This window comes from Pseudalkalibacillus sp. SCS-8 (assembly GCF_040126055.1).
Taxonomy (GTDB): domain Bacteria; phylum Bacillota; class Bacilli; order Bacillales; family Fictibacillaceae; genus Pseudalkalibacillus; species Pseudalkalibacillus nanhaiensis.
Genome location: NZ_CP143541.1, coordinates 2,061,869 through 2,076,027, shown reverse-complemented (window position 1 = coordinate 2,076,027; position 14,159 = coordinate 2,061,869). Strand labels below are relative to the sequence as shown.

Genomic DNA, 14,159 nt, shown 5'->3' with positions numbered 1-14,159 from the left:
CTGAAAAATGATTGAATTTCACTTCAATATCGTTTAATATAAGGCATGTCAACGTATTCAAGCTGTTAGTTCTTTGAATAATTGGTTATAATGACTAGCATGAAAATTTGAAATACTTTTTGAGAGGAGGTGAGTCGAGTGAACAAGACAGATCTAATCAATTCTGTATCTGAAAAGACCCAACTTTCTAAGAAAGATGTTTCAAAGACAGTTGACGCTGTATTCGAATCAATTGAATCATCTCTTAAAGATGGGGACAAGGTTCAGCTCATCGGTTTCGGTAACTTCGAAGTACGTGAGCGTGCTGCTCGTAAAGGACGTAACCCGCAAACAGGGGAAGAAATCGAAATCCCTGCAAGCAAGGTGCCTGCATTCAAACCAGGTAAAGCCCTTAAAGACGCTGTTAAGTAAGATGTACATAGGGCATAGAGAAGAGTCGTTCATCCGGCTCTTCTTTTTTTGCGTCTTCAGATACTATTGTGCTATTATCTGTTTGATACTGTATTAATGAAGGAGTAAGGAACATGGACCACACCAAAATTGAAACCGCAGTCAAAATGATACTTGAAGCAATCGGTGAAGACCCTGAACGAGAAGGTCTTTTGGATACACCGAAACGTGTTGCCCGAATGTATGAAGAGGTCTTCCAAGGCCTGGATCAAGATCCTTCAGAACATTTCAAAACGGTTTTCGGAGAGGATCATGAAGAATTGGTCCTTGTAAAGGATATCCCATTCTACTCGATGTGCGAACATCACCTCGTCCCATTTTTCGGGAAGGCGCATGTTGCCTATATACCTAAAGGTGGAAAAGTCACTGGATTAAGTAAACTCGCAAGGGCGGTCGAAGCTGTTGCCAAACGTCCGCAACTACAAGAACGGATCACCTCGACAATTGCAGACTCCTTATTACGTTCACTACAGCCACATGGAGTGATGGTCATCATCGAGGCGGAGCATATGTGTATGACGATGCGAGGCGTGAAGAAGCCTGGTTCCCAAACGATCACCTCTGCTGTGAGGGGTATTTTTGAAGAGGATCAAGCGGCTCGTGCAGAGGTCATGAGCTTAATTAAGTCTTAACCGGGAGGAATGGAAAATGGCGACATCTGAAAATGAATTCTTTGTCATCAAGGCGAAGGAAAATGGTGTGAATGTCATCGGGTTGACGAGAGGATCGGACACAAGGTTTCATCATTCTGAAAAGCTTGATAAAGATGAAGTGATGATTGCTCAGTTTACAGAACACACCTCTGCTGTGAAGGTGAGAGGTAAAGCGGTCATCCAGACACGACATGGTGAAATGCATACGGATACAGAATAATCATCGCTTGTTGAGTCAAGGCTCTTAAGGAGCACTGGCTCAACAGACATGATGTACATAATGACAAACCAGAAGCCCCTTCTGGCATGAGGCAGGTATAGCAGTATGGTCAAAGGGGTTTTATGATATAATAGACAGACAGTACATTATCATAAGTTCTCAATACATAGGATTAACACGACGGTTCCTTTCACGTTTAAATCGGAACTGGTGGGGGCATAGGGCATGACGCAGAAACAATCGATTCAAATGAAAATTTCAGATTTACTATATAAGATTAATAAACGGTTGCAACATCCGTATTTGATGCGCTATATTGATCAACCTGTGATTGATGAGGATAAACTGTTATTGACGTACATTATCTTGAATGAGAAAGAACTAGCAGAAGAAGATTTGGACAAATACGCCATTTCTACAATGCTCGTGCAAATTGCATTGGATACGCATGAATCCATCACTTCTAATGAAGTCATTGCTGATCATGATAAGAAGAATCGCCAGCTTACTGTTTTAGCAGGAGATTATTACAGTAGTCTCTACTATTATCTTTTATCTGACATGAAGGATTTATCGATGATCCGGACACTTGCACAGGCGATTCAGGAGATCAATGAAAATAAGATGCAATATTACAAGAACGACCACCAGTCCATTGAGAATTCGATGGAAAACATCCATCGAATCGAATCTTCCCTCTTATTGAAGACGGCAGATCACTTCCACCTTCCGTTATGGAAAGGGATCGCTGATGAATTCTTGTTCATGAAACGTATGTTGATTGAACGGAAAAACATACAAGATAATACGTATACACCATTAGCGGCTAAGATTATGAATCATATGAATCGCTCGAAAGCTGGCTGGCTCTCCCTTAAAAATCAGATCTTGGAGGTCATCGACTCCTATATTCTCCACTCTAAAAGAAGATTGGAGAAATTATGGGCTGAAGAACCGGTCATGTATACAATATTGGAACATCGGATTGAGGAGTACATCCAACAGTCCGGTTTCCGAACGAAGAAATATGCGGAAGAAGGGTAATGTCATGCAACAAGAAACGAAAGAACAACGTGTACATCAAGTATTTGAATCCATCTCAAAGAATTATGACAAGATGAATTCGATCATCAGCTTCCAACGGCATATTGCGTGGCGGAAGGATACGATGAAACGGATGGATGTCAAAAAAGGTGCTTCATCCTTGGACGTTTGTTGCGGTACGGCCGATTGGACATTAGCGATGGCCAGCGCAGTAGGATCTGAAGGAAAGGCTTATGGACTTGATTTCAGCAAAAACATGCTAGAAGTAGGGAAGAGAAAAGTCTCTGAATCTGGATTTGAAAATATCGAATTGCTGCATGGAAACGCTATGGAACTGCCTTTTCCGGAAAATAGCTTCGATTATGTTACGATAGGCTTCGGATTGAGGAATGTGCCTGATCTTCACCAAGTCCTGAAAGAGATGTACCGTGTTGTAAAGCCTGGTGGGAAAGTCGTATGTCTTGAGACTTCCCAGCCGACGATCCCGGTTTTCCGTCAATTGTATTATGGGTATTTCAAGTATGTCATGCCAGCCTTTGGACGCCTTTTTGCCAAGAGCTATAAAGAGTATTCCTGGTTACAGGAATCTGCAAGGGACTTTCCTGGAAGAAAAGAGCTTGCTGATATTTTCAGAAAGACGGGATTCAAGGACGTCGAGGTCGTCCCATACTCCGGCGGGGTAGCGGCAACTCACATCGGACACAAACCTCATAGCCAACCAGTAGATTCGAATTAGGTGAAATTATGAAATTGACGACAATTTATTCTCATCTTCGTAACGACATGTCCAACATTGAAAAGGATCTGGAAAAGACGATTGAGGCCCAGCATTCCATCCTTCAGGATGCATCCCAACAACTATTGAAAGCAGGGGGGAAACGAATTCGCCCTGTTTTTGTGCTTTTGTCTGCACAATTCGGAAAAAATGATACCGAACGGGTGAAGCGTGCTGCGGTAGCACTAGAATTGATCCATATGGCTTCGCTTGTACATGATGATGTCATTGACGATGCATCGTTGCGTCGTGGGAAATCGACTATAAAAGCCCAATGGGATAATCGCGTCGCAATGTATACAGGGGATTATATCTTTGCCAGATCTTTAGAATACATTACGCATTTGAATAATCTGGAAGCGCATCATGTATTATCTGAAGCGATTGTCGATATGTGTCTCGGTGAAATTGAGCAGATCCGCGATCAATATAACCTTGATCAAAATTTACGGGATTACCTGCGCAGAATTAAACGGAAGACGGCGTTGTTGATTTCTGTAAGCTGTGAACTAGGTGCTCTGGCTGGAGAAGCGGATCCGGCAATACAATTCCATTTGAAAAGGTTCGGTTATTATGTCGGAATGGCTTTCCAGATAACGGATGACATTCTTGATTTTACGGGGACGGAGAAACAATTAGGGAAACCAGCCGGTGGAGATCTTCAACAAGGGAACATCACATTGCCTGTTTTCTTTGCTAGGGAGAACACTGATTTCGATGAGCGACTGAAGGAAGCTTTCGAACATAAACCGGTCAGCAGAGCTGATGTTGAGACGTTGATCCAGGAAATTAAAGCTAGCGGGGCGATTGAACGTTCAAAAGCAATTGCAGATCTATATTTGAAGAAAGCCTTGGAAGCACTCGATCAACTTCCGCAAAATCGTGCGAGGAAATCTTTAAGACAGATAGCGGAATATATCGGACGTAGAAATTATTAAAAGTTGTGAAAACGCTTAAAATTTGTTAAAATCATCTTCGGACAAGGCAGCAGGTCCGAAAACATACATACGATAGGAGTGCGTGACATGGAGAAAACGTTTTTGATGGTCAAGCCTGACGGTGTTCAACGTAATTTGATCGGGGAAATTGTTAACCGTTTTGAGAAGAAAGGTTTCAAACTAGCTGGTGCTAAGCTGATGATGATTTCTGATGAGCTTGCTCAAAATCATTACGGTGAGCACAAGGAACGCCCATTCTTCGGTGAATTGGTGGATTTCATTACTTCCGGACCAGTATTCGCAATGGTATGGGAAGGCGAAAACGTTATTGCAACAGCACGTAACATGATGGGGAAAACCAATCCTGCAGAAGCAGCACCTGGAACAATTCGTGGCGACTACGCTGTCCAAGTTGGACAAAATATCATTCACGGATCCGATTCTCCTGAAAGTGCTGAAAGAGAAATCAACTTGTTCTTCCAGGAAGAAGAGCTTGTAAACTACGAGAAAACGATTGCTAAGTGGGTATAATAATAGGTTTCGAAAGACCAGCCGTTCATGACGGCTGGTTTTTTTAATGACTAAGATAAAGATCAATCTTGATGTTTATTCGATCCAACCGATATTAAGGATAGATTACGTAAACAGAGGAGAAGTCAATGGACCGAGATTATGCAGATTTTTCAAATCAAATCAAAAAACAGACAGGAATTGACCTAAGTTTATATAAGGAAGCACAAATGAAACGTCGGTTGACCGCATTAAGGGAAAAGAAAGGTTTTCAAAGCTTTATTGAAATGTATGAGGAAATGCACAAGAACAAAGGGCTATTGGAAGAATTCCTGGATCGAATGACGATCAATGTTTCGGAGTTTTACAGAAATCCCTCCAGGTGGGAAGTGCTCGAAAAGGAACTCCTCCCGGGTTTATTAAAAGATCGTGATTCTCTGAAGGTGTGGAGTGCAGCCTGTTCGACAGGCGAAGAGCCTTACACGCTTGCGATGATCTTGCGGAAGATTGTACAATTAAAGGACTTTACGATCCTTGCCACAGATCTTGACGAGATCGCACTGAAAAGGGCGAAGCTGGGCTCATATCTTGAACGGAGCTTGAAGGAAGTTCCTTCAGAAATGAAGGCAAAGTATTTTGAGAAACAGGGCTTAGGGTTTAAAGTAGATGATGTACTGAAAGAAAACATCACATTCGAAAAACAGAATATGCTTGCTGATCCATTCGGGGCCAATTTTGATTTGATTGTCTGTCGGAACGTGATGATTTATTTTACGGAAGAAGCAAAAGCGCTGCTTTATCAAAAGTTCAGCGATGCATTACGGCCGGGGGGCATCCTGTTCGTGGGCAGCACTGAACAGATCTTCAATCCAAAACAATATGGTCTTGAATCAGTGGCGACTTTTTTTTATGTCAAGAAATAATACTGGTTGAAAGAAAGGATATGGATGATGCGCTATTTAACAGCTGGAGAATCACATGGTCCTCAATTGACCGCAATAATCGAAGGAGTTCCAGCGAATCTGGAACTGACCCAGGAAATGATTGATGTTGAGCTTAGAAGAAGGCAGAAAGGCTATGGAAGAGGCAGAAGGATGCAGATTGAAACAGACGCCGTTCATATCGTCGGTGGTGTAAGGCACGGAAAAACGACAGGTGCTCCGATCGCTCTGACTGTAGAAAACAAGGATTGGAAGCACTGGCAAAACATCATGGGGCCTGATCCGATTTCAGATGATGAGCAGGAAAACATGAAACGTGTCATTTCAAAACCCCGACCAGGCCACGCTGATTTGAATGGTGCAATCAAGTACAACCATAGAGATATGCGGAATGTATTAGAACGCTCCTCTGCGCGGGAGACGACGATAAGGGTTGCTGTCGGGGCTGTGGCGAAAGCGTTGCTCAGGCAATTCGGAGTAAACATTGCGGGGCATGTGACCGAAATCGGAGGCGTTGAAGCAGAAGACCGGTCATTTGAAACGCTGGGTGAGCTCCAAGAGGTCACCGAGGAATCCCCAGTACGCTGCTATGATCCTTCAGCTGGAGAAAAGATGATGACAGCCATTGATCAGGCGAAAGAGAAGGGCGATTCGATCGGAGGGATTGTCGAGGTCATAGCAGAAGGTCTACCGATAGGACTTGGTAGCTTTGTTCACTATGATCGAAAGCTTGACGCTAAGATTGCGGCTGCAATCATCAGTATCAACGCGTTCAAAGGAGTCGAATTCGGTATCGGTTTCGATGCTGCACATAACCCCGGTAGTGAAGTACATGATGAAATCGTTTGGAATCAGAATAAAGGCTATTACAGAAAGACGAACCGATTAGGAGGGTTCGAAGGGGGCATGACGAACGGAATGCCGGTCGTTGTTCGCGGGGTCATGAAACCCATCCCTACCTTATATAAACCCCTCCAAAGCGTTGATATCGATTCCAAGGAACCGTTTGCAGCTAGTATCGAACGCTCCGATAGCTGTGCAGTCCCTTCTGCAAGTGTCGTTGCCGAGGCCGTCGTCGCTTGGGAACTGGCAGCAGCTTTCACCGAAAAGTTCGGAAATGAGTCCATAGACCGCATGTTGGATCAACATAAACGATATAACGACTACTCAAGGGAGTTTTAATGTGGAAACGGTAGATGTCAATACGGGTACGAAATCATATCCCGTCTATATCTCTGAAGGAAATATTACTCAGCTGCAGAACATTATTGATGAGCATGTCCCACAATGCAGTAGTGTGTTGATCGTTACAGATAGTAATGTTGCTCCCTTGTACTTGAAAAAGGTGAAGGCGTGCATAACGAACCAGTCGGTTTTTGAATGGGTGATTCCGGCTGGTGAAACGAGCAAGTCTTTACGGGAGTTTGACAAAGGGATTACATATGCGCTTCGTTGTCAGTTGGACCGTAATGCCCTCGTCCTCGCTCTCGGCGGTGGAGTAGTTGGTGATCTGGCTGGGTTCATCGCTTCTACATATTTACGCGGTATTCGATTCATTCAGATTCCAACGACGCTTCTTGCCCATGACAGCAGTGTCGGTGGGAAGGTCGGCATCAATCATCCTCTTGGTAAGAATCTGATTGGATCTTTCCATCAACCTGAAGCGGTTTTATATGATGTCCAATTTCTGAATACATTATCGAAGAGAGAATGGCGGTCGGGGTTTGCAGAAGTGTTGAAATTAGCTTTAATCCAGGATCCTTCTTTCTACAATGAACTGTTCGCCAAGGTCAAGGAGCTTCCTATAGAACGGGAAGGACTCATTCCGATCATTAAGCATGCAATTGAAATTAAAGCGGACATTGTCGGGAAGGATGAAAAGGAATCAGGTGTCAGAGCCTTTTTGAATTTCGGTCATACGCTGGGACATGCCATTGAAACGGAAAGCCGGTACCAGACGATTTCTCATGGAGAAGCTGTCATGATCGGCATGGTTTTTGCGATGAGACTGAGTGAACGAATGTTCGACAAGGATATCATGCCAGCTGAATTCGTATCATGGATTCAACGACTTGGGTATACGGTCTGGCATCCGACTCTGAATAAAAGCGAGCTTCTACTTGAAACGATGAAAAAAGATAAGAAAGTCAAAGAAAATAAGATCAGGATGGTTTTACTTGAAAAATGTGGTGATGTCAAGCTGGAAAGTGTAGAGGATCGGCTGTTGATTGAAGAGCTGATGAATTACAGGAGCTGGGTGAAAGAAAACATGACGAAGTAGTACAGAGAATAGGGGTGTAATGATGAAAGCAAAAGAACAAATTTATTCGTTAAAAGCTTATAAACCTGGGAAACCGATTGAAGAAGTGAAACGGGAACTCGGCCTCACATCTGTTACGAAGCTCGCGTCTAATGAAAATCCATTCGGTTGTGCACCTGCTGTAAAGGAAGCTGTTCTTGATGAACTTGAACAGGTGTCGATCTATCCGGATGGATATGCAGCAGAGGTCAGGACGAAACTGTCTGAGTATCTTGCGGTCAAGCCAGAGCAGATTCTTTTCGGAAATGGTTCCGATGAGGTGATAGAGATGTTCTGTCGGACATTTCTTTCTTCTGAATCCAATACTGTTATGGCCACGCCTACGTTCCCGCAATATAAACATAATTCAGTCATTGAAGGTGCCAAAATCGTTGAAGTACCACTACTTGATGATGGAAAGCATGACTTGGATAAAATGCTGCAAGCAATCAACGAAGATACCAAGATCGTGTGGCTCTGCACCCCGAATAATCCGACCGGAAGATACATCACAGAAGAGGAGCTCGTTTCCTTTATGGAACAGGTTCCTTCGCATGTCCTCGTAGGTTGTGACGAAGCTTATCGCGAGTATGTGGTGGCAAACGATTATCCTGATACGATTGCTTTGCAACGGCAATACCCGAATCTAGTGATCTTCAGGACCTTTTCCAAAGCATTCGGACTGGCCTCTCTTCGAATCGGTTACGGTGTCGCTCATGAGGATCTAATGAAAGTCGTGGAACCAGTCAGGGAACCTTTCAATACGTCCAGAGTCTCTCAACGTGCTGCTATAACCGCATTGGATCATCTGGATTTCATCGAGACATGTCGCGAAAGGAATAGAGAAGGGATGTTGTTGTATGAGAATTTCTGTAAACAGCATCAACTTGACTATTATCCTTCGCAAGGGAATTTCATTTTGATTGATTTTAAAACGAGTCAAGGAGATGAAGTGTTCCATTACCTTTTGACGAAGGGATATATCGTTCGGTCAGGAAATGCATTAGGTTTTCCTACTTGTGTACGGATCACTGTTGGAAGCAAAGAGCAAAATGAAGGAATCATCCATCTCCTTTCAGATTGGTTGAAGCGTAAAGGAATCCACCCAAAAACGGAGGCGGCTTCAGAATGACCATCAGGAATCAAGATCCAATACAGCTGGAGCAGCATGGATTATCGAAAAGGACCAATGGTTTAAAGGGGACGTTGAAGGTTCCAGGTGATAAATCGATCACCCACAGAGCGATCATGTTAGGAGGAATAGCAGAGGGGCAAACCATCGTACGGAATTATTTGAAGAGTGCAGATTGCATGAGTACTGTCCAATGTATGCGTGATCTTGGCGTTCAAATTGAAGAACGGGACGATTCGTTATACATTGAAGGGCTAGGTTACTCAGGTTTAAAAGAACCTGATAAGGTATTGGATGTTGGGAACTCAGGCACAACCATCCGATTATTATCTGGCTTATTGGCAGGATTACCGATTTATACGGTGCTTTCAGGGGATTCATCTATCCATCGCCGTCCAATGAGCCGTGTATCGGATCCTTTGAGAAGGATGGGAGCGAAGATCATTGGCAGGGATGGTGGCAGGTTGGCGCCTCTTTCCATTAATGGTGGTGGAACGGAAGGGATCCTTTATGAAAGTCCGATCGCCAGTGCTCAAGTGAAATCCGCTATCCTTCTCTGCGGTCTGCATAGTTCCGGTACGACAACAGTAACGGAACCGTACCTATCAAGAGATCATACCGAGCGCATGCTGAAAGGATTCGGTGTGGAGGTTAGAAGGGAAGGCTCTACAGTCGAGATTCAGGGGAGGCAGACATTAAAGGGGACGAAAGTGGATGTTCCAGCGGATATTTCATCTGCAGCATTCATGCTTGCGGCTGCTGTGATCACTCCAAACAGTCACCTCACCTTGATGGAGGTCGGATTAAACCCCACTCGGACAGGTATCCTCGATATTCTAGAACGTATGGGAGCCAATGTGACCATAAAAAATGAACGTGTACTCACTGAAGAACCAATTGCAGATCTTGTCGTTTCAACCTCCAACCTGAAAGCAGTTGATATAGAAGGTGATATCATCCCGAGGCTCATAGACGAACTGCCGATCATCGCTTTGTTGGCAACCCAAGCGGAGGGGACAACGACCATCAAGGATGCTTCCGAGCTACGCTATAAGGAAACGGACCGTATAGAGGCAGTCGCTCAGCAGCTACGCAACATCGGAATCAGGGTCGAAACGACTCCGGACGGTATGATCATCGAAGGGAAGCAAAGCATCGCAGGTGGGGACGCGGACAGCATGGGGGACCATAGAATAGGCATGATGCTGGCAGTCGCTTCGTGCATTTCAGATGCCCCTATAAAGATTAACAACCTTTCAGCAGTAGGGATTTCATACCCATCCTTTTTAGCTGATCTCGACTCTTTATCAGAATAACCAAAATTATATAAATTTTCTAAAAATATATTGATTTTTCAATAAGGCTTGTTATAATGAGGTTAGTATGGTTTCTCTCCACTCCTATCCATAATAATTATGGACATTTGTCCCGGTAGACATGTAGACAATACACGTTTACCGGGTCTTTTTCTGTTTGCATGTACAGAATCGGATAGTTCTTAATTTCGTTATCCATTCATAGCCTGTCTATAACACCAGTGTTTTTTTGGAGGGGGACAGGTCAATGGAATATATATTGGAAAATGTATGGACCACGGATCAACATCCGAGGCAAAAACATGTCTACGTGAAAGACAATACTGTGCGGTATGTTTCTGAGAGACCGTTGAAAATGAAGTGTTTTACGGTCAGCTCAACCGGATTTGATATCGTTCCCGGTTACGTCTTCAGGGATTTTTCACTATGTGAAATGGATGAAACGTCCCTGCTTGATCAGTGTAAAGAGTTGGTGAACCAAGGTTGCACCTCGATCGTATCGGCTTTATCACTGACGTTCACAAAGGAATTCCCTTTACGTCTCAATGCAATACGGCAAAAGTTTTCGGCTCTACCGATCGATTACATCATCGGGGTCCAAATGCCGATGAACAGAGTGTCCCCTGCTCTCATCCGTATGTGTCAGAAAGCAAAGATCCCTTTCGTGAATGCAGTCGTGGAGCAAGAGGAAGATTTAGACACGGTGGTCTGGGAGTGGATCCGTAATGTGAACTTCCCTTATACCGTCCCGATTCTCGCAGATTGGTCCCACCTTCCCTTGCATGAGAAACGTTTAGCACAGCTTCAAGATAAATGGAGGAGGATCTGTAAGGAGAAGTCAATCTGTACAATCGATGATTTTCCGAATGAAGGTCAGCGTATGAACAAGCACCACCTCCAATGTCTTGGCATTTACCCGAAAAAAGGATCGTGGGTAACCGGTAGTGATGTGGATTATTTGATTTACGAAGGAGACATATCGGTTGATGGTGAGGAAAGAGTCAAGTATGATAGAAATAAAAATCCTGTAATTGTCGTCCAAAACGGTACAGTCATAAAAGTGAACGATGAAATTCGATTGACACCAGGGGCAGGTAAAGAGATGAAAATCATACGCCCAGGTATCTTTCGTGTCATGTCCAATGATTTGTTATAGGTTGTTTTAAGGAAGAAAGGATGTTCATCATGCCGAGTGTAGAAAAAGCCATAGAAAAGATCGAAAAGGGAGAGCACGAAGAAGGCCTTTCATTGTTGAAGGACCTTAGAGAAAAGAGTGATCATGAAACGCTCCTCCAAATTGCTCAAATTTATTATGAACTAGGGCTGATCGAGGATGCGATCGATGTCACTGAAGAGCTCATCGCCTTCCACCCGGATGTTGATGAATTGAAGATGTTTGCTGCGGAATTATATATGGAAATGGAAAGGGAAGAGGAAGCGATTGATCTCCTATCCTCTGTCGATCAAGATTCCGACGAATATTTAGAGTCCCTGCTGTTAGCAGCAGATCTATATGAAAGGCAAGGTCTCTCAGAGGTTGCAGAACAGAAGCTGTTGACAGCAAAGAGGATTGCCCCGAACGAGCCTGTCATCACCTTCGGATTAGGTGAATTTTATCTGCATCACGGGAACTTCAATCGAAGTGCCATCTATTTTGAAGCATTGTTGAATGAAGGGCATGAAACCTTCAACCATACTTCCGTCGCATTACGCTTAGCTGAGGCTCTAACCGGTTCAGGAAAGTTTGAAGAAGCTGTGGCATATTACGAAAAAGGTCTGAATGATGAATCGAACCCAGACGATTGGTTCGGATATGCGCTGACGACTGAGCGAGTCGGAGACCATCAGAAAACGATAAAAGCATTGAATCATTTAAAGGACCTTGATCCACAATACACGACATTGTATCCAACATTGGCTAAGGCTTATGAAGAGGAAGGTGCCATTAAAGAAGCGATGGATGTATACCTCGAAGGGATCAGGCTGGATGAATTCAATCCCGAGCTTTACTTCCATGCAGCTAAGCTTGCTTTGAAGCTCGACCAAGAGGAAAAAGGACACGACCTATTGAAGCATGCTTTGAGTCTGGATCCATCAAACATGAAAGCCACTGCGACCCTCATGGACCTCTATATGAAAGAGGAAAGGTTCGAGGAAGTGACTGATCTTGCAAAAGAGGTGGAGCGCTATGGCGATCTGTCCTCGGAGGCTCATTGGAAGGCTGCCATGGCTTTCCGGGAGCTTGAAGATGATGATAACGCATTAAAACATTACGAGTTTGCATATACTGAACTTAAGGAACAGGCTGATTTTCTTGAGGATTTCGGTTGGTACCATCTTGAAATCGGTAAACGAGAAACCGCGAAGGATTTGTTTAAGGCTTCACTTCAAAAGGATCCGAATAAAATACACCTTGAAGAAGAACTGCTACGTTTAGAGGAAATGTGATAGTGGGAAGAGAGAACACGATTCATATTTTCCCAAAAAGTTTTCGGATAAGAAGGAATCGATAGGGCGGATATCGAAAATATTAAATACTTGGAGTAGAGTTTATAGGCTATTCAGGCTGTAAGATATTGTAAGATCTCGAATGACACGTGAATGATGGAGGGATTGCAATGGGCAGCACCGTAACCGTCTTAGAAAAAAAGGACTTTCTCAAATGGTTCCTGAACCACTACCAATTGAAAAAGCGTGAATGTGTATGGTTGTTGAATTATTTGGTCAGCGATGAGGCATTGATGGAAAATGTCCATTTTGTTGAAAATGCTGAGTACTGTCCGAAGGCCATCATCATGTCCACCAACTGTGTAGATGGTGTACCTTTCAGGTTCTATAAGCAAAATATACTTACGACCGATGCAGAAAAGTCGTTTCATGATATTCGATTGAACCAAGAGGAAGATGTTTATATCGAATTGAAATTCAAGGGTGCCTATCGTACGCCGCAATATGCAGCAGTACTGGAGGAGAATCCGCATATTCCTGAGAATATGGTCCCGGATAAAAAGTATGGACTGTGGGCAGAAATGATTCTTGATCAATCCTTCAGCCGATTCAGGAAGAAATCGCTGCAAGCCCAAATTGATGAAGCTTTGGATCGCAAGGATTACGACACCTTTGAACGTTTAAGTAAAGAATACAATAAACTTTAATCCAATGAGTCCAATGCGAATAATAAAGATCTTGGATCGATTGCATACAAGCAGTGTCTGATTTTCCTGTCCTTCACCAGAAGGTATGGAAAATCAGACATTTTTTATTTTGATCAAATAGGAACAGGTAATGCTTTTACTACTGGAGAACGGAATGATACACTGAATGAGGAGTCGAATTGGGAAGATAAAGGATGTGAAAAGATGAAGTGGCGTTCAACAGATGTCGATGTATACATGCAAGCTTCCGAATACGTCGATACCGCGATTATTCCACTCATACCTATTTCATGGGGCGCACAAAAGAAAAATGTTGTCCTTAAAGGTGAATTTCCTCTCTTGATTACAGAGGAATTGGAGAGACAGTTGAAAGGTCGAGTGGTCCTTTTCCCCGCCCTCACTTATTTGGAGAGTGAGTCGGAAGAAGATGTGTTGAAACGGATTACTGCCTTTTCTGATGAAGTAGAAAAGGAGGGACTCCCTTATACGGTTTTCGTCACCTCAGATACAAGATGGAGTGGTTTGGAGGATATCCAGGATCGGCTGATTGTCATACCGCCTGTTCCTCTCGAACATATGGAGGAAACCTATCAGAGGGAAATTGTATCGGAACAAGTCAAGCATATTCTACAAATTGTCACAAAAAAGTGGCAAAACTCATTTTAAAACGAATAGATTGATTGAATTGGACAATGATATTATTGACGATGATGATAAGTTACGCTA

At 43.5% G+C, this 14,159-nt stretch carries 16 protein-coding genes; all 16 read left to right on the top strand.

The features are described from left to right. Positions 1-138: 138 nt before the first annotated feature. The 16 genes from V1497_RS10850 (at position 139) to V1497_RS10775 (ending at position 14,099) form a co-directional block, all read left to right on the top strand. Positions 139-411 carry an HU family DNA-binding protein gene (locus V1497_RS10850; RefSeq protein WP_349407574.1) on the top strand — a complete coding sequence of 91 codons (273 nt, stop codon included), beginning with the start codon at positions 139-141 and terminating at the stop codon, positions 409-411. 113 nt (positions 412-524) lie between these two features. Beyond that, complete coding sequence (folE, locus tag V1497_RS10845; RefSeq protein ID WP_349407573.1) at positions 525-1,082, top strand: GTP cyclohydrolase I FolE; 558 nt, start codon at positions 525-527, stop codon at positions 1,080-1,082. A 16-nt stretch (positions 1,083-1,098) separates the two neighbouring features. Beyond that, the gene (gene mtrB, locus V1497_RS10840; RefSeq protein WP_349407572.1) at positions 1,099-1,323 is read left to right on the top strand and encodes a trp RNA-binding attenuation protein MtrB; all 225 of its coding nucleotides are present in this window, start codon (positions 1,099-1,101) and stop codon (positions 1,321-1,323) included. 225 nt (positions 1,324-1,548) lie between these two features. Beyond that, positions 1,549-2,367 carry a heptaprenyl diphosphate synthase component 1 gene (locus tag V1497_RS10835; protein WP_349407571.1) on the top strand — a complete coding sequence of 273 codons (819 nt, stop codon included), beginning with the start codon at positions 1,549-1,551 and terminating at the stop codon, positions 2,365-2,367. 4 nt (positions 2,368-2,371) lie between these two features. Continuing rightward, positions 2,372-3,103 carry a demethylmenaquinone methyltransferase gene (gene menG, locus V1497_RS10830; RefSeq protein ID WP_349407570.1) on the top strand — a complete coding sequence of 244 codons (732 nt, stop codon included), beginning with the start codon at positions 2,372-2,374 and terminating at the stop codon, positions 3,101-3,103. An 8-nt stretch (positions 3,104-3,111) separates the two neighbouring features. Further along, a complete protein-coding gene (hepT, locus tag V1497_RS10825) occupies positions 3,112-4,080 on the top strand; it encodes a heptaprenyl diphosphate synthase component II (RefSeq protein ID WP_349407569.1) in 969 nt (322 codons plus the stop codon). 87 nt (positions 4,081-4,167) lie between these two features. Next, positions 4,168-4,611 carry a nucleoside-diphosphate kinase gene (gene ndk / locus V1497_RS10820; RefSeq protein ID WP_349407568.1) on the top strand — a complete coding sequence of 148 codons (444 nt, stop codon included), beginning with the start codon at positions 4,168-4,170 and terminating at the stop codon, positions 4,609-4,611. 128 nt (positions 4,612-4,739) lie between these two features. Beyond that, the gene (locus V1497_RS10815) at positions 4,740-5,513 is read left to right on the top strand and encodes a protein-glutamate O-methyltransferase CheR (RefSeq protein ID WP_349407567.1); all 774 of its coding nucleotides are present in this window, start codon (positions 4,740-4,742) and stop codon (positions 5,511-5,513) included. A 27-nt stretch (positions 5,514-5,540) separates the two neighbouring features. Next, positions 5,541-6,713 (top strand): chorismate synthase, encoded by a 1,173-nt coding sequence (gene aroC, locus V1497_RS10810; protein ID WP_349410799.1) that lies wholly within the window; start codon positions 5,541-5,543, stop codon positions 6,711-6,713. Position 6,714: 1 nt separating this feature from the next. Further along, positions 6,715-7,812 carry a 3-dehydroquinate synthase gene (gene aroB, locus V1497_RS10805; protein ID WP_349407566.1) on the top strand — a complete coding sequence of 366 codons (1,098 nt, stop codon included), beginning with the start codon at positions 6,715-6,717 and terminating at the stop codon, positions 7,810-7,812. A gap of 22 nt (positions 7,813-7,834) precedes the next feature. Continuing rightward, complete coding sequence (hisC, locus tag V1497_RS10800) at positions 7,835-8,962, top strand: histidinol-phosphate transaminase (protein WP_349410798.1); 1,128 nt, start codon at positions 7,835-7,837, stop codon at positions 8,960-8,962. Further along, positions 8,959-10,278 carry a 3-phosphoshikimate 1-carboxyvinyltransferase gene (gene aroA, locus V1497_RS10795; RefSeq protein WP_349407565.1) on the top strand — a complete coding sequence of 440 codons (1,320 nt, stop codon included), beginning with the start codon at positions 8,959-8,961 and terminating at the stop codon, positions 10,276-10,278. Before hisC ends, aroA begins: the two co-directional genes overlap by 4 nt. A gap of 247 nt (positions 10,279-10,525) precedes the next feature. Next, complete coding sequence (locus tag V1497_RS10790; RefSeq protein ID WP_349407564.1) at positions 10,526-11,434, top strand: hypothetical protein; 909 nt, start codon at positions 10,526-10,528, stop codon at positions 11,432-11,434. Between the two features lie 29 nt (positions 11,435-11,463). Further along, a complete protein-coding gene (locus V1497_RS10785) occupies positions 11,464-12,726 on the top strand; it encodes a tetratricopeptide repeat protein (protein WP_349407563.1) in 1,263 nt (420 codons plus the stop codon). Between the two features lie 170 nt (positions 12,727-12,896). Next, on the top strand, positions 12,897-13,433 hold the full coding sequence (locus V1497_RS10780; RefSeq protein ID WP_349407562.1) for a ReoY family proteolytic degradation factor: 537 nt from the start codon (positions 12,897-12,899) through the stop codon (positions 13,431-13,433). Positions 13,434-13,637: 204 nt separating this feature from the next. Continuing rightward, positions 13,638-14,099 (top strand): YpiF family protein, encoded by a 462-nt coding sequence (locus tag V1497_RS10775; RefSeq protein WP_349407561.1) that lies wholly within the window; start codon positions 13,638-13,640, stop codon positions 14,097-14,099. Positions 14,100-14,159: the final 60 nt, after the last annotated feature.